The 17,218-nt window shown below is 58.3% G+C and carries 13 protein-coding genes; 4 read left to right on the forward strand and 9 right to left on the reverse strand.

Going from position 1 to position 17,218, the window contains the following annotated elements:
* Positions 1–172: 172 nt before the first annotated feature.
* The 4 genes from IPP95_04515 to ffh form a co-directional block, all read right to left on the reverse strand.
* A complete protein-coding gene (locus IPP95_04515; GenBank protein ID QQS73493.1) occupies positions 173–598 on the reverse strand; it encodes an IS110 family transposase in 426 nt (141 codons plus the stop codon).
* The gene (locus IPP95_04520) at positions 583–1,170 is read right to left on the reverse strand and encodes a transposase (protein QQS73494.1); all 588 of its coding nucleotides are present in this window, start codon (positions 1,168–1,170) and stop codon (positions 583–585) included. Before IPP95_04520 ends, IPP95_04515 begins: the two co-directional genes overlap by 16 nt.
* Positions 1,171–1,614: 444 nt before the next feature.
* A complete protein-coding gene (locus tag IPP95_04525; protein QQS73495.1) occupies positions 1,615–1,950 on the reverse strand; it encodes a hypothetical protein in 336 nt (111 codons plus the stop codon).
* A gap of 60 nt (positions 1,951–2,010) precedes the next feature.
* Positions 2,011–3,351, reverse strand: coding sequence for a signal recognition particle protein (gene ffh, locus IPP95_04530; protein ID QQS73496.1), 1,341 nt, complete (start codon positions 3,349–3,351; stop codon positions 2,011–2,013).
* Positions 3,352–3,562: 211 nt separating this feature from the next.
* Between ffh and IPP95_04535 the strand changes: the two genes are divergently transcribed.
* On the forward strand, positions 3,563–3,946 hold the full coding sequence (locus IPP95_04535; GenBank protein QQS73497.1) for a hypothetical protein: 384 nt from the start codon (positions 3,563–3,565) through the stop codon (positions 3,944–3,946).
* A gap of 660 nt (positions 3,947–4,606) precedes the next feature.
* Here the strand turns inward: IPP95_04535 and IPP95_04540 are convergent.
* A complete protein-coding gene (locus IPP95_04540) occupies positions 4,607–4,768 on the reverse strand; it encodes a hypothetical protein (protein ID QQS73498.1) in 162 nt (53 codons plus the stop codon).
* 259 nt (positions 4,769–5,027) lie between these two features.
* Here IPP95_04540 and IPP95_04545 point away from each other — a divergent pair, with 259 nt between their 5' ends.
* Positions 5,028–9,845: a gliding motility-associated C-terminal domain-containing protein gene (locus IPP95_04545; GenBank protein ID QQS73499.1), complete on the forward strand. Its 4,818-nt coding sequence runs from the start codon at positions 5,028–5,030 to the stop codon at positions 9,843–9,845.
* Positions 9,846–9,848: 3 nt separating this feature from the next.
* Positions 9,849–10,850 (forward strand): type IX secretion system membrane protein PorP/SprF, encoded by a 1,002-nt coding sequence (locus tag IPP95_04550; GenBank protein ID QQS73500.1) that lies wholly within the window; start codon positions 9,849–9,851, stop codon positions 10,848–10,850.
* A gap of 81 nt (positions 10,851–10,931) precedes the next feature.
* Here the strand turns inward: IPP95_04550 and IPP95_04555 are convergent, their stop codons facing one another.
* From IPP95_04555 to nhaA, 4 genes are all read right to left on the reverse strand, one after another.
* A complete protein-coding gene (locus tag IPP95_04555) occupies positions 10,932–12,740 on the reverse strand; it encodes an arginine--tRNA ligase (GenBank protein ID QQS73501.1) in 1,809 nt (602 codons plus the stop codon).
* Positions 12,741–12,757: 17 nt separating this feature from the next.
* The gene (locus IPP95_04560) at positions 12,758–13,702 is read right to left on the reverse strand and encodes an amidinotransferase (protein ID QQS73502.1); all 945 of its coding nucleotides are present in this window, start codon (positions 13,700–13,702) and stop codon (positions 12,758–12,760) included.
* Between the two features lie 11 nt (positions 13,703–13,713).
* Positions 13,714–14,655 carry an arginase gene (rocF, locus tag IPP95_04565; protein ID QQS73503.1) on the reverse strand — a complete coding sequence of 314 codons (942 nt, stop codon included), beginning with the start codon at positions 14,653–14,655 and terminating at the stop codon, positions 13,714–13,716.
* A gap of 62 nt (positions 14,656–14,717) precedes the next feature.
* Positions 14,718–15,899, reverse strand: coding sequence for a Na+/H+ antiporter NhaA (gene nhaA / locus IPP95_04570; protein QQS74193.1), 1,182 nt, complete (start codon positions 15,897–15,899; stop codon positions 14,718–14,720).
* Positions 15,900–15,972: 73 nt separating this feature from the next.
* On the opposite strand from nhaA, the gene IPP95_04575 reads away from it, so the two are divergent.
* Complete coding sequence (locus IPP95_04575) at positions 15,973–16,962, forward strand: cation transporter (GenBank protein QQS73504.1); 990 nt, start codon at positions 15,973–15,975, stop codon at positions 16,960–16,962.
* The last annotated feature ends 256 nt before the right edge of the window (positions 16,963–17,218 follow it).

Raw genomic sequence — 17,218 nt, forward strand, 5'->3', positions numbered from 1 at the left:
ATACGTATAAAATGCTAAACCGAACGAGCGCAAATATTTCGTCAGAACGCAGGTACTGTGTTAACATGCAAGTGTCCTGTCGATTTATTTTCAACTATCTTTAAACCTCCAAAGGAAGTTGCTGCAAAGCACTATCCTGTGTAGCCTGGGCATTGTTCCGGGCTACCTTTTTTTAGTGGTAGTCCTTCTCATAGACCAAGTCGTTTTTCCAGAGGGTGTACATCAGGATCAGTAGTTTACGCTGGACGGCCACCTGCGCCTTCATCGGTATCCCCGTTTTGGCCTTAATGCGCTCTTTCAACGCTTTGAACTCGGGAATGTGCTTGGATGCGCTCAAGGCGGGCATGTGCATGTGGTGGCGCATGTACCTGTTGCCCTTCTTGGAGATACGCGTCTTGCTTAGCACTGATGTGCCCGATTCATTGTGTACGATGTCGTAGCCAGCATAGCTGGTGAGCTGCTTGGCGCTTTTGAACTCTTTGAACCCGTTGGTCTCCGCCACTATGGCCGCCACTGTGGTGATGCCGCATCCCGGAATGGTGCGAAGTTTGTTCACCTTGGCTTCAATTTCCGGATCGCTCTTCACCACTTTCTCCATTCCTTACTGAGTATCGCGATTTCCTTTTCCAGCACGGCAATGACCTTCTTGCTGCTCTTCTTGATATCCGCTGGTACACCATGCGCATAATCCTTGCTATGAAGGATGTTGGTGATGGCCGTCTTCTGTTCTTGTAGCTGTACCCGGTAGCGACTGAAATCGCGCATCCGCTTGATGACGAGTTCAGCCGGATTCCATGGCCGATGCTCTCGCTCCACACCGAAGCGGGCCAACAACTTGGCATCGATCGCATCGGTCTTCGACTTCGAATTCAGGCTTGCTGCGAAGTGCTTGAATTTGTTGGGCAGCACTACATGCACCTGCTTGCCGGCACGATGAAGGTGATGTGCCAGCTTTTCATGATACACTCCTGTGGCCTCCATCAGGAACACCAATGGTGCATTTTTGTCCATCTCACTGGTTGCCCATCTCACCAGTTGGTTGAAGCCTGTCTTCGCATTGTCGAACTTCTTCGCCGTGGTACAGGACAGCTTGTTATCTTCTCCTTTGGTGGCAAAGGCCACTTTGAAGTCATTTTTGGCGATGTCTACTCCTACGCATTGTACTTTCATCGTGTTGGGGGTTTGAACTGTGATCGAACGGATCCACGACATGTCACCCATCTCCCTATCGAAATTCCTTTTACTTTATTCGGGCTCGATCGCTCGGCCTTAAGTACTGTTCCTTCTCTTGAAGATGCCAAGCGTGCAGGCCATTCCTGCGTCACGGTGTAGCGGAGTGCTCACCTAGGGTCCCATGGCCTTACACGCCGAGGCGGCACATCATGTATGAACATCAATGTAACCACCCGGATCGGACTGAACGGAGAACTCCGTCGTCTTCACTTCGGCAAACATAAAAGGGTCCCGAAACGGAGACCCTGCGAGAGGGTAAAGGCAGATGGCACACTGACGAGGCCCCGTCTTAAGGCCGGGGTGAGTATGCACCCAACTCCCGCGTTCCTCGAACTGCTATCAGCTTGTTCACTGCCTCCGCATGTTGCCACAACCCTTGGATCAATGCTTTGGCTTGCGCATCACCCAGACGTATTCTGTGGTGCCATAGGTGGACGTGCTGTAGACATATACATCCGTGTCAAAAAGCGACCATCCCTGTGCTTCCATTTCCTGGACTCGCTTGAAGAACTCCTGCAGGTCTGATGAGAAGTCCTTCGACTCCGTCTTCTTCATGTCGATTGCCTCCGTGGGCATTCCATTGGAAGTAATCGTGATCTGGCGCACTTTCAACGCGTAGTTGTTGCTGTAGTTCACGGTCAAGTAGTCGTACACCGTGTTCTGTGCGGAAGCGTAGCATGCGAAAAGCGCAAACGCTAGAGTCAAGATGGTCTTCATTCTGTTCCAAGGATTGCGTTTAGGGATTTGAGCAACACCGTCTCGACCTCGAAGATACAATCACCTCCGCATCCCTTGCGCCTGTTGCATCCGTTGCATCATCGCTTGCATTTTGCTCTTGTCGCCCATCATCTTCATCATCTTGCGGGTCTCGTCGAACTGCTTCATCAGCTTGTTCACCTCGGCCACATTGGTACCGCTGCCTGCCGCAATGCGCTGGCGGCGGCTGCCGTTGATCACGCTCGGAGTGTTCCGCTCCGTGGGCGTCATGCTGCGGATGATGGCCTCGATGCCTTTGAACGCGTCGTCGGGGATGTCCAAATTCTTCATGGCCTTGCCCACGCCGGGGATCATGCCCATGAGGTCCTTCATGTTGCCCATCTTTTTGATCTGCTGGATCTGCTCCAAGAAATCATCGAAGCCGAACTGGTCCTTGGCGATCTTCTTCTGCAGCGCCCGCGCCTGCTGCTCATCGAACTGCTCCTGTGCGCGTTCCACCAACGACACCACGTCACCCATGCCGAGGATGCGCCCCGCCATACGGTCCGGGTGGAACTCGTCCAGCGCTTCCATCTTCTCGCCGGTGCCGATGAACTTGATCGGCTTGTCCACAACGCTACGAATGGTGAGTGCCGCACCACCGCGGGTATCGCCGTCGAGCTTCGTCAGCACCACACCGTCGATATTCAACCGGTCATTGAACGCTTTGGCCGTGTTCACCGCGTCCTGACCCGTCATGGCATCCACCACGAAGAGCGTCTCCTGCGGATCGATCGCCTTCTTGATCGCGGCGATCTCGTCCATCATCTTCTCATCGATGGCCAACCGGCCGGCGGTGTCGATGATGACGGCGGTGAAACCGTGCTGCTTGGCGTGCGCGATGGCGTTCTTCGCAATGCTGACAGGGTCTTTGTTCTCGCGCTCGCTGTACACTTCGATCTCCAACTGCTTGCCTAATGTTTCCAACTGGTCAATAGCGGCCGGGCGATACACGTCGGCTGCGGTGAGCAATACGCGCTTGCCCTTCTTTCGGATATAGTTGCCGAGCTTTCCGCTGAAGGTGGTCTTCCCCGATCCTTGGAGGCCGCTCATCAAGATCACTGTGGGGTTTCCACCGAGGTTGATGCCAGCGTTCTTGCCGCCCATCAGCGCGGCCAGCTCGTCGTTGGTGATCTTGGTGAGGAGCTGCCCCGGGCTCACGGACGTCAGCACGTTCTGCCCCAGCGCTTTGGTCTTCACACGGTCGGTGAAGTCCTTGGCGGTCTTGAAATTCACGTCGGCGTCCAATAAGGCGCGCCGCACCTCCTTCATGGTCTCGGCCACATTGATCTCCGTGATCTGCCCGTGGCCCTTCAGTACTTTGAAGGCACGCTCCAACTTGTCACTTAAATTCTCGAACATCGGCTTGCTTTTCTAAAGGACCGCGAAGATAACCGGTGGAATGGCGAACATCCTTCCCCAGCAAGGTCTTCGCTTCAGGACCTTGCGCCACCTCTATTTCATGGAACCTCTCCATGACCGAGAACGTCCGCGCGCGCATGCCGAAGGAGATCTGTGCTACTTTCGTATAGCTTGACCGTCCACTGAGCTATACACCTCCAGTCGAACACCCATGAAGACCTTTGCTCTCCTCGCAGCCGTCCCTGCCCTCTTCTGTCTTTCGGCCAGCATACCTGGCAGTGATGTATCCACCTCCACCTTCCAACCCGGCATCTACGGTGTTTGTGGTTGTGCGGAGGATGCGCAAAGGGCCGCGCAAGTGGCGCTCACCATCAACGCGGACGGCACGTTCCGTTTCGTGGATGCTTCCGACCCCGCGCGTCCCACGGACAGGAGCGGCCAATGGGAGTTGAACGGTCGCAAGTTGACGTTGCATGCGGTAGCGGCCAACGGCACGAAGGAGTTCACGTGGACCACGGACAAGAACCATCCTTGCGTGCGCACCCGCACCGGGATGAAGTTCACGCGCCTCTGCCAATTGGAGGCGTGCAAGTGATCCAAGGCCCGTGATGCATCCGTGGTTGAACCCATTGTTCCTTCGCGTGTAACGCGTCACAAGCGCATCACAAGCGCATCACCATTCTTTCTTTCCTTCATTTTCGCCGCCAGTGTCGCCATCGCCCAATGCTGCTGTGCCGACCTCAAGATCGGACTGCGCACCCCAGTGCCCGCGTACGACGGTGAAAAATCGCATCGTCCTCGGGGCGCCACGCCCGACCCGGGCATCGGTCGCTACCGAGACTTCGAGGTGGGCCAATGATAGCAGCCTAACATTGGATAGCTGTGCGGTTCTTGGCATCTGCATTCGAAATGATCAACGGCGCTGACCTTGATCGCAGTGTGAATCACCTCAGGAGTGTCTCGGCCCATACATAGATGCACGTTCGGTGCGTTAATATGAACATGAGACGCTTCCTCCTGCTCGCATTGTTATTTGCGCTGCTCACCTCCTGCGCCTCCTCGCATGGCATGGTGCGCAAATGCGATGGCCATATGGGCCAGCGAGTGCCGATGGGCGTGCTGTGAGCGGTACGCACAGCTGAAGTTCGTGATCGGGAACAAGCAGGTGATGCCTACCGGTTGACCGGCCCCGGGCGCGTGGTGATCCAACGGTGATCTTACCCCGTATGAGAAAGCCTTTCCAAGGTGCCTGACCCTACCCCATCATCGCCGCTTGCATCGAGAGCAAAGTGACCATGGTCGCCACGGCCAGCACGACCTTCCACCACGTCTCGCTGAGGATGTTGGCCACCACCCCTTCGCATAGGAACACCTCTACCACCCCGGCTGCCAGAACAAACAGTTGCGCGGCGGCCACCAAAGGCGGGACCTTGGATTTGCTCCAAGCGGAAGAATTCGCCGAGACAACGTAACAGTGCGAGGAACTGTACGCCAAGCCCTCCCCACGCACAGCGAAGGGAACTTGTGCTCAAGGATGGCAGCTCAGGTAGATGTTGACAGTCCGTGCCGTTGATCTAAGAAATACCTGTCATGAAAGATGGAGTTGGCGGCGATCGGCATTGAAACCTCCCGGCCAGTGACCCGTAGGAGTGTCGGGGAAGCCAAGTTCCGCCCACATGCTTCGAAATCTCCTCATCTCCGTCCTGTTGTGCCTGCTGATCGCCACCACGGCGCGCGCCACGCACATCTCCGGGGGTGAGATCTATTACGATTGCTTGGGTGGGAACCAGTACCGGATCACCTTGGTGGTGTACCGGGACTGTGCGGGGATCCAACTGGACAACTCCTACCCGTTGGACATCCAAAGTCCGTGCGGCCCTCCCACCACCATGACGGTGACCACGCCCGGAGGCGTGGAGATCTCCCAACTGTGCGACCTGGAACTGCCGAACAGCACATGCAACGGCGGAAGCCTTCCCGGCATCCAACAATTCATTTACACCGGCACGGTAACCCTTCCGCAATGCGACTCCTGGACGATCTCCTGGACCAAGAACTGGCGGAACGGCGCGATCGCGAACCTAGTGCAACCCGGTAACAAGAACGTGTACATCGAGGCAAAGCTCAACAACCTGATCGCGCCCTGCGACGATTCCCCGCAGTTCACCAACACGGCGATCCCTTACGTCTGTGCCGGATATCCGATATCGTACAGCTACGGTGCATACGACCCGGCAGGCGATTCCTTGACCTACACGTTCATCAGTGCGATGAACACCGGTGCAGTGAACCTGCCCTATGTCGCGGGTTTCAGTGGCACTGAGCCCATCACCGGCATCACGCTGGACCCACATTCGGGGCAGGTGAACTTCACCTTGAACCAGACGGGTAACTGGGTGGTGGTGGTCCGCGTGGACCAATATGACGAGAACGGGAACTGGATAGGATCCGTGATGCGCGACATGCAGTTCATCGCGTATCCCTGCACCAACATCCCTCCCGATCCCGCGACCGGCATCGTAGACAACCTCAGCGGGCTGGCCACCCAGACCGGTCCACGTGCGATCGAGATCTGTGAATCTGGTGATTTCTGCTTTGATGCGGTGATCACCGATGCGAACGCCAACAATGTCATCACGGCGACCTCGAACGTGACCCAGAACCTTCCGGGCGCGACTTTCTCCTACACCGGCACGAACCCGATCACCGTCCACGTCTGCTGGACCGGTATCGCAGGCACCTCCGGCTTCTTCCCGTTCATCATCACTGCGAACGACGGCGCATGCCCGATCCCTGCTCAACAGACCTACGTTTATTCGATCCACGTATTGCCCGGTATCAGTTATTTCGGCCCTGACATCATCGACGAGTCCTGTGCAGGGAACGGGGACGGCAGCGCGTCCGTCAGCGTCGACGTGGGCACGGAGCCCTTCCATTTCTTATGGAACACCGGCGATACCACGCCCTACATCGTAGCCGGTGCAGGCGATTATACGGTGACGATCAGCGATGGCAACGGCTGCGTGAACGGGCCGATCGACGCCACCATCGGCGAAGCCAACCAAGCCAGCACAGCCCTTGCCGGGCCCGATCTGGTGGCCTGTCAGGGTGCATTGCCCGTAGCCCTCCATGGAGCGGTGACCAACGCGCCCGGAGGCACATGGTCAGGTGGCCTTGGCACCATCACGGGCATGGACGTGGATGCCACCTACATGCCGACCCCAGCGGAGATCGCCAGCGGTGGAGTGGATCTTTACTTCACCACCACGGGTGAATCGCCGTGCGGACCGGCACAGGACACCGTGCACATCGTCTTCTCGAGCAGCTTCAATAACGCCAGTATCGGTTCCACGGACATTCTTTGCCTCGGCAACGCCAACGGCACGGCCACTTTCACCCCGAACAGTGCAGCGCTCACCTATCTCTGGGATGATCCCGCCGCCCAGGCCACAGCCACAGCATCGGGGCTTTCGCCGGGACCGTACAGTGTCCTGGTGACGGACAGCTACGGCTGTGACACCACCATGAGCGTGTCGATCTCGGCACCTGCCGCGCTGGCCATCACGAGCCTGGACGTAGTGGACGAGCAATGTGCCGGCAACGGCGATGGCAGCATCACGGCGAACGTGACCGGAGGAACGGCTCCCTACCACTATAGCTGGAGCAATGGGGACACTACCGTAATGATCCAAGCGGGCGCAGGCAACTACACGCTCGACGTTACGGATGCCAATGGTTGTGCCGCCGCGCAAAGCAGCGCGACCATCGATGCGCTGGGACAGCCCAACGTGGCCGATGCGGGCGCGGACTTGACCGGCTGCTTCGCCTCCTTGCCGGTGCAGCTCAACGGCAGTGTTACCAATGCTACCGGCGGTACTTGGGGCGGCGGGACCGGCACGTTCGCCGGTACCGGGCTCGAGCAGACCTATATGCCAACGTCTGCGGAGATCATGGCGAACGGCGTGGACCTTGTGCTCACCACCACCGGTAACACCACCTGCCCGCCCGATCAGGACACCGTCCACATCACCCTGCCCACCAGCTTCTTCAGTGCCGGCGTGGCTTCCGTAAACGCAACTTGTAACGCTACTGCGACCGGTTCTGCCAGTTTCACGCCGAACGACCCCGGCTTCACCTATCTCTGGAGCGATCCCACCGCGCAGTCCACCGCCAATGCCACAGGACTGGTCGCCGGCGGTTACAGCGTGCTGGTGACGGACAGTTACGGTTGTGATACCAGCATGAGCGTATCGATCAAGGCACCCGACGCGATCGCCATTGCCGACCTGAGCGTGGTGGATGAGCAATGCGCGGGCAATGGTGACGGCAGCATCACCGCGACGGTGACAGGCGGAACAACACCCTACCACTACACTTGGAGCAACGGGGATACCACGGCCATCCTTCATGCCGGCGCTGGCACCTATACGCTCAGCGTGACCGACGCCAACGGTTGTGTTGCGGCGCAAAGCAGTGCCACCATCCAAGCGCTTGGGCAGCCGAATCTGGCCAATGCAGGCGCGGACCTGATCGGCTGTTTCTCCTCCCTGCCTGTGCAGATCAACGGCGCGGTTACCAATGCCACGGGTGGAACGTGGAGCGGCGGGAACGGGACCTTTAGCGGTGCTGGCCTCCAGCAGAACTACATGCCCAGTCCGGCGGAGATCATGGCCAATGGCATCGATCTCGTCCTAACCACCACGGGCAATACCACCTGCCCCGCCGACCAGGACACGATACACATCACCTTGCCCACCAGTTTCTTCGGGTCAGCCGTGAGCAGCAGCGCACTGGCCTGCAACAACGATCATTCAGGGAGCGCACAGTTCAGTCCGAACGATCCCGCGTTCATCTATCTCTGGGATGATGCTTCAGCACAAACCACGGCAACGGCCAGCGGCCTCGCGGCAGGGACCTACACGGTGCATGTGACCGATAACTACGGTTGTGACACCACGGCATCGGTCGTGATCACGGAGCCTTCCGCCTTGAACGCGGCCAATGCTTCCGGCACTCCGCCTTCATGCTTAGGCGGGGTCAACGGCTCGGCCACCGTGCAACCCATGGGAGGAACACCGGGTTACAGCTATCAGTGGAGCAGCAATGCAAATTCACAGACCACGCCGACAGCGTACGGGCTTCCTTCGGGTGCCTACACCGTTGTGGTGACGGACGCGAACGGCTGCCACGCGCAAGCCACCACCACCTTGGCAGCTCCGACAGCGATAACGCTAACGGCACAAGTGGCAGATACTGTCTGCGTGAACACACCGGTCCTGCTCACCGCACAAGCTTCCGGCGGGGCAGGTGGCTACACCATCACTTGGGCAGGCATCGGCACGGGGGATACGGTCCAATTCTCCTTCCCCGCTTCGCAAGTGGTGAATGTATCGGTAGTGGACCAAGCGGGATGCCCCGGTCCCATGCTGGAATTTCCCGTGACGGTGCTGGACCTCTCGCAGGCCGTCCTGCACACGTATGGCGACACCGCGTTCTGCCCGGGAGGAACAGCCACCGTGGGTGCTTGGCTCACGGGCTATCCCGGCAACGCATCGATCTCCTGGCCGCAGCTTCCCGCCACGGGGAACGGGCCTTTCAGCGTGCCGGCTAATTCCAGCAGGAACTTGACCGTGACGGCAACGGACGCTTGCGCGAACACCCTACAAGGCAACGTCGCCATCACCGTGGAAACACCACCGGCCATCACATTGCCTCCGATCATCGCGGAAGGCTGCGCCCCGGTCACCGCGCACTTCCCTGCGGGCCTCACGAACCAGCCCGTCTCCTACCTCTGGCACTTCGGTGACGGCAGCACCAGCACCTCGATCTCACCCGTCCACGTCTATCCCGCCGGTGATTATACCGTTTCTCTGACCGTGACCACGCCGTTGGGCTGCATCGCGGATGCCCAGAACACGAGCATGGTCCATTCGTATTCGCTTCCCGTAGCCGCTTTCACCGCAGACCCCTGGGAGACGGACGCCGACCATGCCGACGTGCAATTCACCGACCAATCCACTGGGTCGATCAGCACATGGGACTGGACCTTCGGTGATGGCGGCATCAGCATCGATCCCGATCCGGCTTATCACTACATCGAGCCGGGGACCTGGCAGGTCGTGCTGTACGTGACCGATGAACACGGTTGCACGGCCAATGTTGATCACACCGTGAAGATCAACCCCATCTATGACGTGACCATACCGAATGCGTTCACGCCGGACCCGAACGGTGGTGGCGGAGGAACGTTCAACCCCACCGACCTCAGCAATGACGTGTTCTACCCCTTCATCCGCTTCGTGAAGGACTTCCGCATGCGGGTGTTCAACCGCTGGGGCGAGCTGGTGTTCGAGAGCCACGATATCAAACAGGGCTGGGATGGTTACTACAAGGGCAAGATCAGCCCGCAGGACGTCTACGTGTACCAGGTCTGGGTGCGCTTCACCGACAACAAGGAGGTCCAACGCACCGGTGACCTGACGCTCTTCCGGTAGATCATGAGCTTGCGTTCACATATCCTGTTCACCACCGCCATGCTCTCGGGCCTGGGCGCGATCGCGCAGGATCCGCAGCTCTCGCAGTTCTATGCGGCACCGCTGTATTTGAACCCCGCGCTCACCGGCAACACGTACCAGGACCGTATCGGATTGAACTACCGCTTACAGTGGCCTGCCATCGGACCCGGGTACAAGACCTACGCAGTAACCTACGACCATCGCAGTCCGGCCATGAACAGCGGCATCGGGGCGATGGTGATGCGCGACCAGGCCGGTTCTTTCGGGCTTTCATTCACCCAAGCGGCCGTGAGCTACTCCTATGAAGCCCGGCTGAACAGGCGGCAAGCCTTTCGTGGCGGCGTCCGGATGGGGTATACCATGCGCTCCTATGATCCCAAGAACTTGCTCTTCGCCGACCAAGTGATCAGGGACAACGCCCCCACGTCCATCGAGCCGACCATGCTGCAAAGTGTCTCCTACATCGACTTCTCGGCAGGTCTGCTCTACTACTCGGAGCAATTTTGGGCCGGTGCGTCAGTGAACCATGTGAACCAGCCACAAGAGACCTTCTTTCTGGACGGAGATGCCAGGCTACCCATGCGCATCAGCGTACATACAGGCTACCGTTTCGCCTTGGACGGCCGTTCCTTCCGCCACAGCGAGACGCAGATGACCCTTGCCGCGCACTATAAGGCCCAAGACAAGTGGGACCAGTTGGACATCGGCGGGTACATCGATCACAGCTCCATCACCTTCGGAATGTGGTATCGCGGCCTGCCGGGCCTGAAAGCCTACCAACCGGGATACCCTAACGATGACGCAGTGATCTTGATGTTCGGGTATGAGACGCCCTATCAATTGCGGATGGTCTACAGCTATGATGTGACGGTGTCCAAACTGACGATGAAGAGCGGCGGCGCGCACGAGATCTCCGTGATCTACGAGTGGCCGAAGCACAATAAGAACCGTAGGTACAGGGCGGTGCCCTGCCCGAAGTTCTGACCAGAAGAAGTACCACGAAGAACACGAAGGGCGCAAAGGGTCATGGATGCCCATGCACGGATGTTTCCGGTGAAACGGTCCTCACATCCGCTCGGGCACCTCGATGCCCAAGCACCACATCGCTTTCTTCACGGCCGTTCCCACCGCAGCGCTGAGGGCCAAGCGGTAGTCCCGTTTCGCGGGATCCTCCTCCTTCAACACCGGCACCGTCTGGTAGAAGCTGTTGTAGGCCTTCACCAGTTCATAGGCGTGGTTGGCCAGCGAGGAGGGATCGAGCCTTGTTGCCGCCTCGTTCAGCACCGCCGGGAGCTGATGCAGCAGCTTGATCACTGCGCGTTCCTCTTGGAGCAGTTGATAGTTGTCCCGATATTCATCGGGAGTTGTCAGTTGTCCGGGAGCGCCCGTCCCATCCGATTTTCGTAAGAGACTCCGGATCCGCGCATAGGTGTATTGAATGAACGGCCCCGTATGCCCTTGCAGATCGATGCTCGCAGCGGGGTCGAAGAGCATGCGCTTCTTCGGGTCCACCTTCAGGAGGTAGTATTTCAGCGCCGCGAGACCGATCATGCGGAACAGCTCCTTCTTCTCGTCAGCACTGAACTCATCGAGCTTGCCCAATGATTCCGTGGCCTTGCCCGCGTCCGAGATCACTTCGGCGATGAGGTCGTCTGCATCCACCACGGTCCCTTCCCGGCTTTTCATCTTCCCGGTGGGCAGGTCCACCATCCCGTAACTGAGATGATGAAGCTCGTCCGCCCAGGTGTATCCGAGTTTTTTCAGGATCAGGAAAAGCACCTTGAAGTGGTAGTCCTGTTCGTTGCCCACGGTGTAGATCAAGCGCTTCAGGTCGGGATATTCCTCGAAACGGCGGATGGCCGTGCCCACGTCCTGGGTCATATACACGCTGGTGCCATCACCGCGTAGCAGGAGCTTTTCATCCAATCCGTCCGGGGTAAGGTCCACCCAAACTGAGCCGTCCGGCTTGCGGAAGAAAATGCCTTTCTCAACACCGTCAAGCACGTCCTGCTTGCCGAGCAGATAGGTCTGGCTTTCGTAGTAGAGCTTGTCGAATTCCACGCCCATGGCGGCATAGGTGGCATTGAAGCCCTCGTACACCCAGGCGTTCATCTTCTCCCACAAGGCACGCACCTCTGGGTCGTTGGTTTCCCACTGGCGAAGCATTTCCTGGGCCGCCAGCATGATCGGCGCCTGCTTTGCGGCCTCGTCCTCTTTCTTTCCAGCAGCCATCTGCTCCGCCACTTCGGCCTTGAACGCTTTGTCGAAGGCCACATAATACTTTCCTACAAGCTTGTCGCCTTTGAGGCCGGTGCTTGCAGGGGTCTCGCCATTGCCGAACTTCTGCCAGGCCACCATGCTCTTGCAGATGTGGATGCCCCGGTCGTTGATGATCTGCACCCGCACCACCTCATTCCCGGCGGTTTCCAGGATCCGGCTCACGGAATGCCCGAGGAAGTTGTTCCGAAGGTGACCGAGGTGCAAAGGCTTGTTGGTGTTGGGGGAAGAGTATTCCACCATCACTTGGTCGCCGGTGGAAGCGAAATGCAGAATGTCCCGTACTCCCGCTTCCCGCAGAAAGCCATGCCAATAGCTGTCCGCGATCACGACATTGAGGAAGCCCTTCACCACGTTGAAGCGCTCCACCACGTCCACATTGGCCTGCAGGTACTCCCCGATGGCCGTAGCGGTCTGCTCAGGTCCCTTGCCAGTGATCTTCAGGAACGGGAAGACGTTGATGGTGACATCGCCCTCGAACTCCGGGCGCGTGGGCTGGAATGCGATGACATTGGGATCCAGCGTATGCTGGAACAGGTCCTGGAAGGCAGTCTGTAATGCTGGCAGTAACTGCGCTTGAAGGCGGTCTTGGAACATGAGGTGCGATGGATCGGCTATGAGCGCAAAGGAAGAAAGTTCTCCGCAAGCATGCAGCGGACGCTCCCTCCACCGATGGTTTCAATGGTCGGGATGGCCACGGGCACCAGTTCCCCGTGCTTTCCCAATTGGCGGACCTGGTCGGGCCGCAATGACCGCTGGGCCTGCTCTGAAAGAAAAATGAAGTCGCCCTTCCCGCTTCGGAGTTGCAGGATATTCCCCGCGAAGGCATGCATTTGCCCGAGGGTGATCTGGATGAGCTCCCTGCCGGACTTCGCCAGCTCGGCTGCTGCGTGGTGCCGCTCATTCAGGTCCGGGAGGGCCTCCATGCAGATCAGTGCAAAGCGCTCCCCGATGCTCATCAGGACATTAGTGTGGTAGATGGGCTGGCCCTCAGGGGTGCCGTCCATGGTAGCGGTAAAGGTGATGGGGGCATACTGCATCTCCTTGCACCACGCATCCAGTACCTGCTCCGATGTCCGAGGCGAAAGCGCAGCGTAGGCCGTATGTGATTTCCGGTCCAGTACCATGCTCCCGGTCCCTTCCAAGGCTTGGCCCTGCGCTTCCCAGCCGCTCAGGTCGAACGTTCCCTTGTTCTCAAATCCGAGATCGGCCAACGCGACACCCAAGCCCGGATCTCGTTCTGTCCGCCGGGATCCCGTGGCCATGGGATAGAGCACAATTCGTCCATCCTCATCGGTACTGAACCAGTTGTTGGGAAAAACCGCATCCGGGGCTGAAGGGTCTTTGGGATCGAGCACCGTAAGGCCAATTCCACAGGCGGTCAACGCCTTGATGAGCGCATCGAACTCCTGTTCCACCTTGTGCTGCACATCCGGTGCGGAAAGATCCTGTTGGAATCCATTGCTGGCCGCGGTTTCCTTGGAGTACCGGAAGCCTACCGGCCTTACCAGGATCACGTTCCGGGCAAGCTGTTCATGAGGTTTGACAGGAGCGCGCACGAGGTTTCCGATCAGCGGGCGCGAAGGATGGGGAACAGCGGTTCCATGACGGTGAGCACGTTCTCGGCCATGGAGTTCTTGGTATCCAGCGCGGGGTTGATCTCCACCACGTCCAAGGTCACGGTTTTGGGGTCGGAGCAGAAGCCGGTGAGCAGTTCGCGGGCCTCGTCCAAGAAAAGCCCGTCGGGCACCGGGGTACCGGTACCGACGGAAATGGAGGGGTCGAGGCTGTCCACATCGAAGCTCACATGGACCTTATCGCAGGTGCTGAGGTGCGCCAATGTCTCCGCCACCACGGCTTTGGCTCCCTTTTCACGCAATTCCTTCACTGTGATCACCTTGATGTTGTGCTCCTCGATAATGGCCCTTTCCTCCTCCTCATAATCCCGGAGTCCGATGAAAACCAGGTCCGAAGGGAGCACTTTGGGGCCGCTTGAGCCGATCTTCCGAAGCCGGTCCCAAACGTCCAGAGTGAACATCTTGGGCCGGTTCTGGCCCTTCATTTCGATGTTCATCAGCAGGGACAAAGGCATACCGTGGACATTTCCGCTGGGCGTGGTCCAAGGGCTATGGAGGTCGGCATGGGCATCGATCCAAACCACGCCGACACGCTCGTTCGGGAAGGCCATCTTGGTGCCGGAAACAGACCCGATCGCGATCGAATGATCACCTCCGATAACAATAGGAAATATGTTGTTTCTCAGAAACTTGTACACTTCATATGCGAGATCTGATTCAAAGCGGATCAAGCCGTCGATATGGTGGGCATTGGGTGACTCCTTATCGTCCTCGTAAAGCACATCGTTCTCATCCCGGAGGATGCTTTCCTCGGCATGGCCGAAGAGTTCGCTGCCCTTTTTCCAAGCGGCCACGCGCAGTGCACACATGCCCATGCTGGTCCCCCTCGTTCCCGCCCCGATCTCCGAGGCGGCTTCGATCAATCTGACTTCCATCTGTCCTGTTTTCGGCTATGGCCTCAAAGGTAAAGGGTACCGAGGACCGAGGACCAAACAAGTCAACTCTGCGCTTCCTCCACGTCCTCGTATCCGCCTTCCTCCGGGGACAGATGCGGGAGCACCGACCTAAGCCAAACATAACCGAGGATACCCGCAACAAGTGATGACAGCAGGATGGTGGTCTTCGACATCAGGATATGCTCGGCATCATCGAACGCCAGGGTGGTGACGAAAATGCTCATGGTGAAGCCGATGCCGGCCAAGCACGCGACACCAAAGAGTTTCTTCCAACTGATACCTGTAGGCAGGGTGCATAGGCCAAGGCCGATGGCAGCCGCACAGAATAACGTGATCCCAAAAGGCTTACCTACCACAAGGCCGAGGAAAATGCCGTAGCTGTTCAGGGTAAGGAGATGTTCATACCAATCGGATCCCAGCACGATGCAGGTATTCGCCAAGGCGAAGAGCGGCATGATGATGAAGGCCACGGGCTTGTGGAGAAAGTGCTGAAGCTTCCAGGAAATGGTATCGGGCTTGCCATCGCCGAACGGTATCGCAAAGGCCACCAGCACGCCGGTGACCGTGGCATGGACGCCGGAATGGAGCATGAACCACCACATCACTGCGCCCAAGGTCAAGTAAGGTATCAGATTGAACACCTTGAGCCGGTTGAGTGCCAACAGCACCGCAAAGATCCCCATGGCCCCGCCGAAGTAGGCCCACTGGATGCCGCCGGAATAGAAGACCGCGATGGTGAAGATGGCCCCGAGGTCGTCGATCACGGCCAATGCGGTGAGGAAGACCTTCAAGGAAAACGGGACGCGGTCCCCCAGTAGTGAAAGGATGCCGATGGCAAAGGCGATGTCCGTGGCCATGGGGATGCCCGCCCCGGCCTGCGTGGGCGTACCGTGGTTGAAGAGCAGGTGTATCCCTGCCGGAACGAGCATTCCGCCGAAGGCCGCGATCACCGGCAGGGCGGCCTTCTTCATGTTCGAGAGCTCGCCGATGTAGACCTCCCGTTCCAGCTCCAGGCCGATCATCAGGAAGAAGATGGCCATCAGACCATCGTTGATCCAATGCGTTACCGAGTGGCTGGCGAATTGCTGATCCCAAAAAGCCACGTATTCGGGGCCCGCAGGCGAATTGGTGAGCCACAGCGAGATAGCGGTGCATATCACAAGCAACAGACCTGCGGTCCGCTCGTTGTTGAGCAGGTCGAGGAAGAGGTTGACCGGCTTCATCAGCACCGGTTTCTTGGCTTTGGTCATTGGGGTCGCAAGTTTACGGCTTGCTCCGGTCTGCTACCTTGGCCGCATGTCCGAAAAGATCGGAAATATCCGGTTGCAGGCGTGGGTGCTGGTAGCCGGTGTGCTGTTGATGGCCGTGAAGTTCGTCGCTTGGCGGATCACCCATAGCAACACGGTGCTGAGCGATGCCATGGAAAGCATCGTGAACGTGGCCGCAGGTTCCTTCGCGCTGTACAGCCTGATATTGGCGGCCAAACCCCGCGACAGGGAGCATCCGTACGGCCATGGCAAGGTGGAATTCATCAGCGCGGCGATCGAGGGGACCTTGGTGGCAGTAGCGGGCACGATCATCATCTACCGCGCCACGGTTGCGCTGTTCCAAGGGGTGGAGATCCATCATTTGGGCCCCGGCACCGCATTGATCGCCTTCACGGGCGTAGCCAATCTGGCTCTTGGGCTGTTGTTGCGCAACAAAGGGAAACGGACGCATTCATTGACCATGGAGGCCGGGGGCACGCACCTGCTCTCCGATGCATGGAGCAGCGCCGCTTTGGTATTGGGCCTCCTAGTGATACAGGCCACGGGGCTGAACTGGTTGGACAGCCTGTTCGCGGTCGGCTTCGCGGCCTTCATCATCCGGCAGGGCGTGCAGGTGGTGCGGCGCAGCATCGGCGGCATCATGGACGAGACCGATATGGCGGTGGCCTCGGACCTGGTGCGGATCATCGAAATGAATCGTCGTCCCGCATGGATCGACATGCACAACTTCCGTGTGATCACCTTCGGCAGCACCCTGCACATCGACTGCCACGTCACCCTGCCCTACTACTATTCCTTGGATAAGGCCCATTCGGAGATCTCCGCACTGGATGAGCTTGTGAACCAGCGCTCAGGGCGCGAAGTGGAGTTCTTCATCCACATGGACCCTTGTATCCCGGCGTCGTGCCCCGTATGCCAGATCATGGATTGCCCGGTGCGCCAAGCCCCGTTCGTCAAGCGCATCCCGTGGACCTTGGCCACGGTGCTGAAGAATGCGAAGCACGGGGCGGAAGGCTGAAGGAGAGGGCGAAACGAGTACAGGTACAGCGAAGTACCTCTATATCAACTTAAGAATTCCATCGCCGCGTGATCATCCTCGTGATGATCGGGTCTGGCAATATCAATGCCTCCTGCGAAGACGATCCAAACATATTCCATTCAAAGATCCGTATTCCGGAACAGAACTGTAATTTCCACCTCGGTTGAATTAACCCAACAAGAACCTGCCATGTCCGCGCTGCTCAGAGCGATCTTATACGGGACGTTTTTATTGA

It is taken from the genome of Flavobacteriales bacterium (assembly GCA_016700415.1).
Lineage (GTDB): Bacteria > Bacteroidota > Bacteroidia > Flavobacteriales_F > PHOS-HE28 > PHOS-HE28.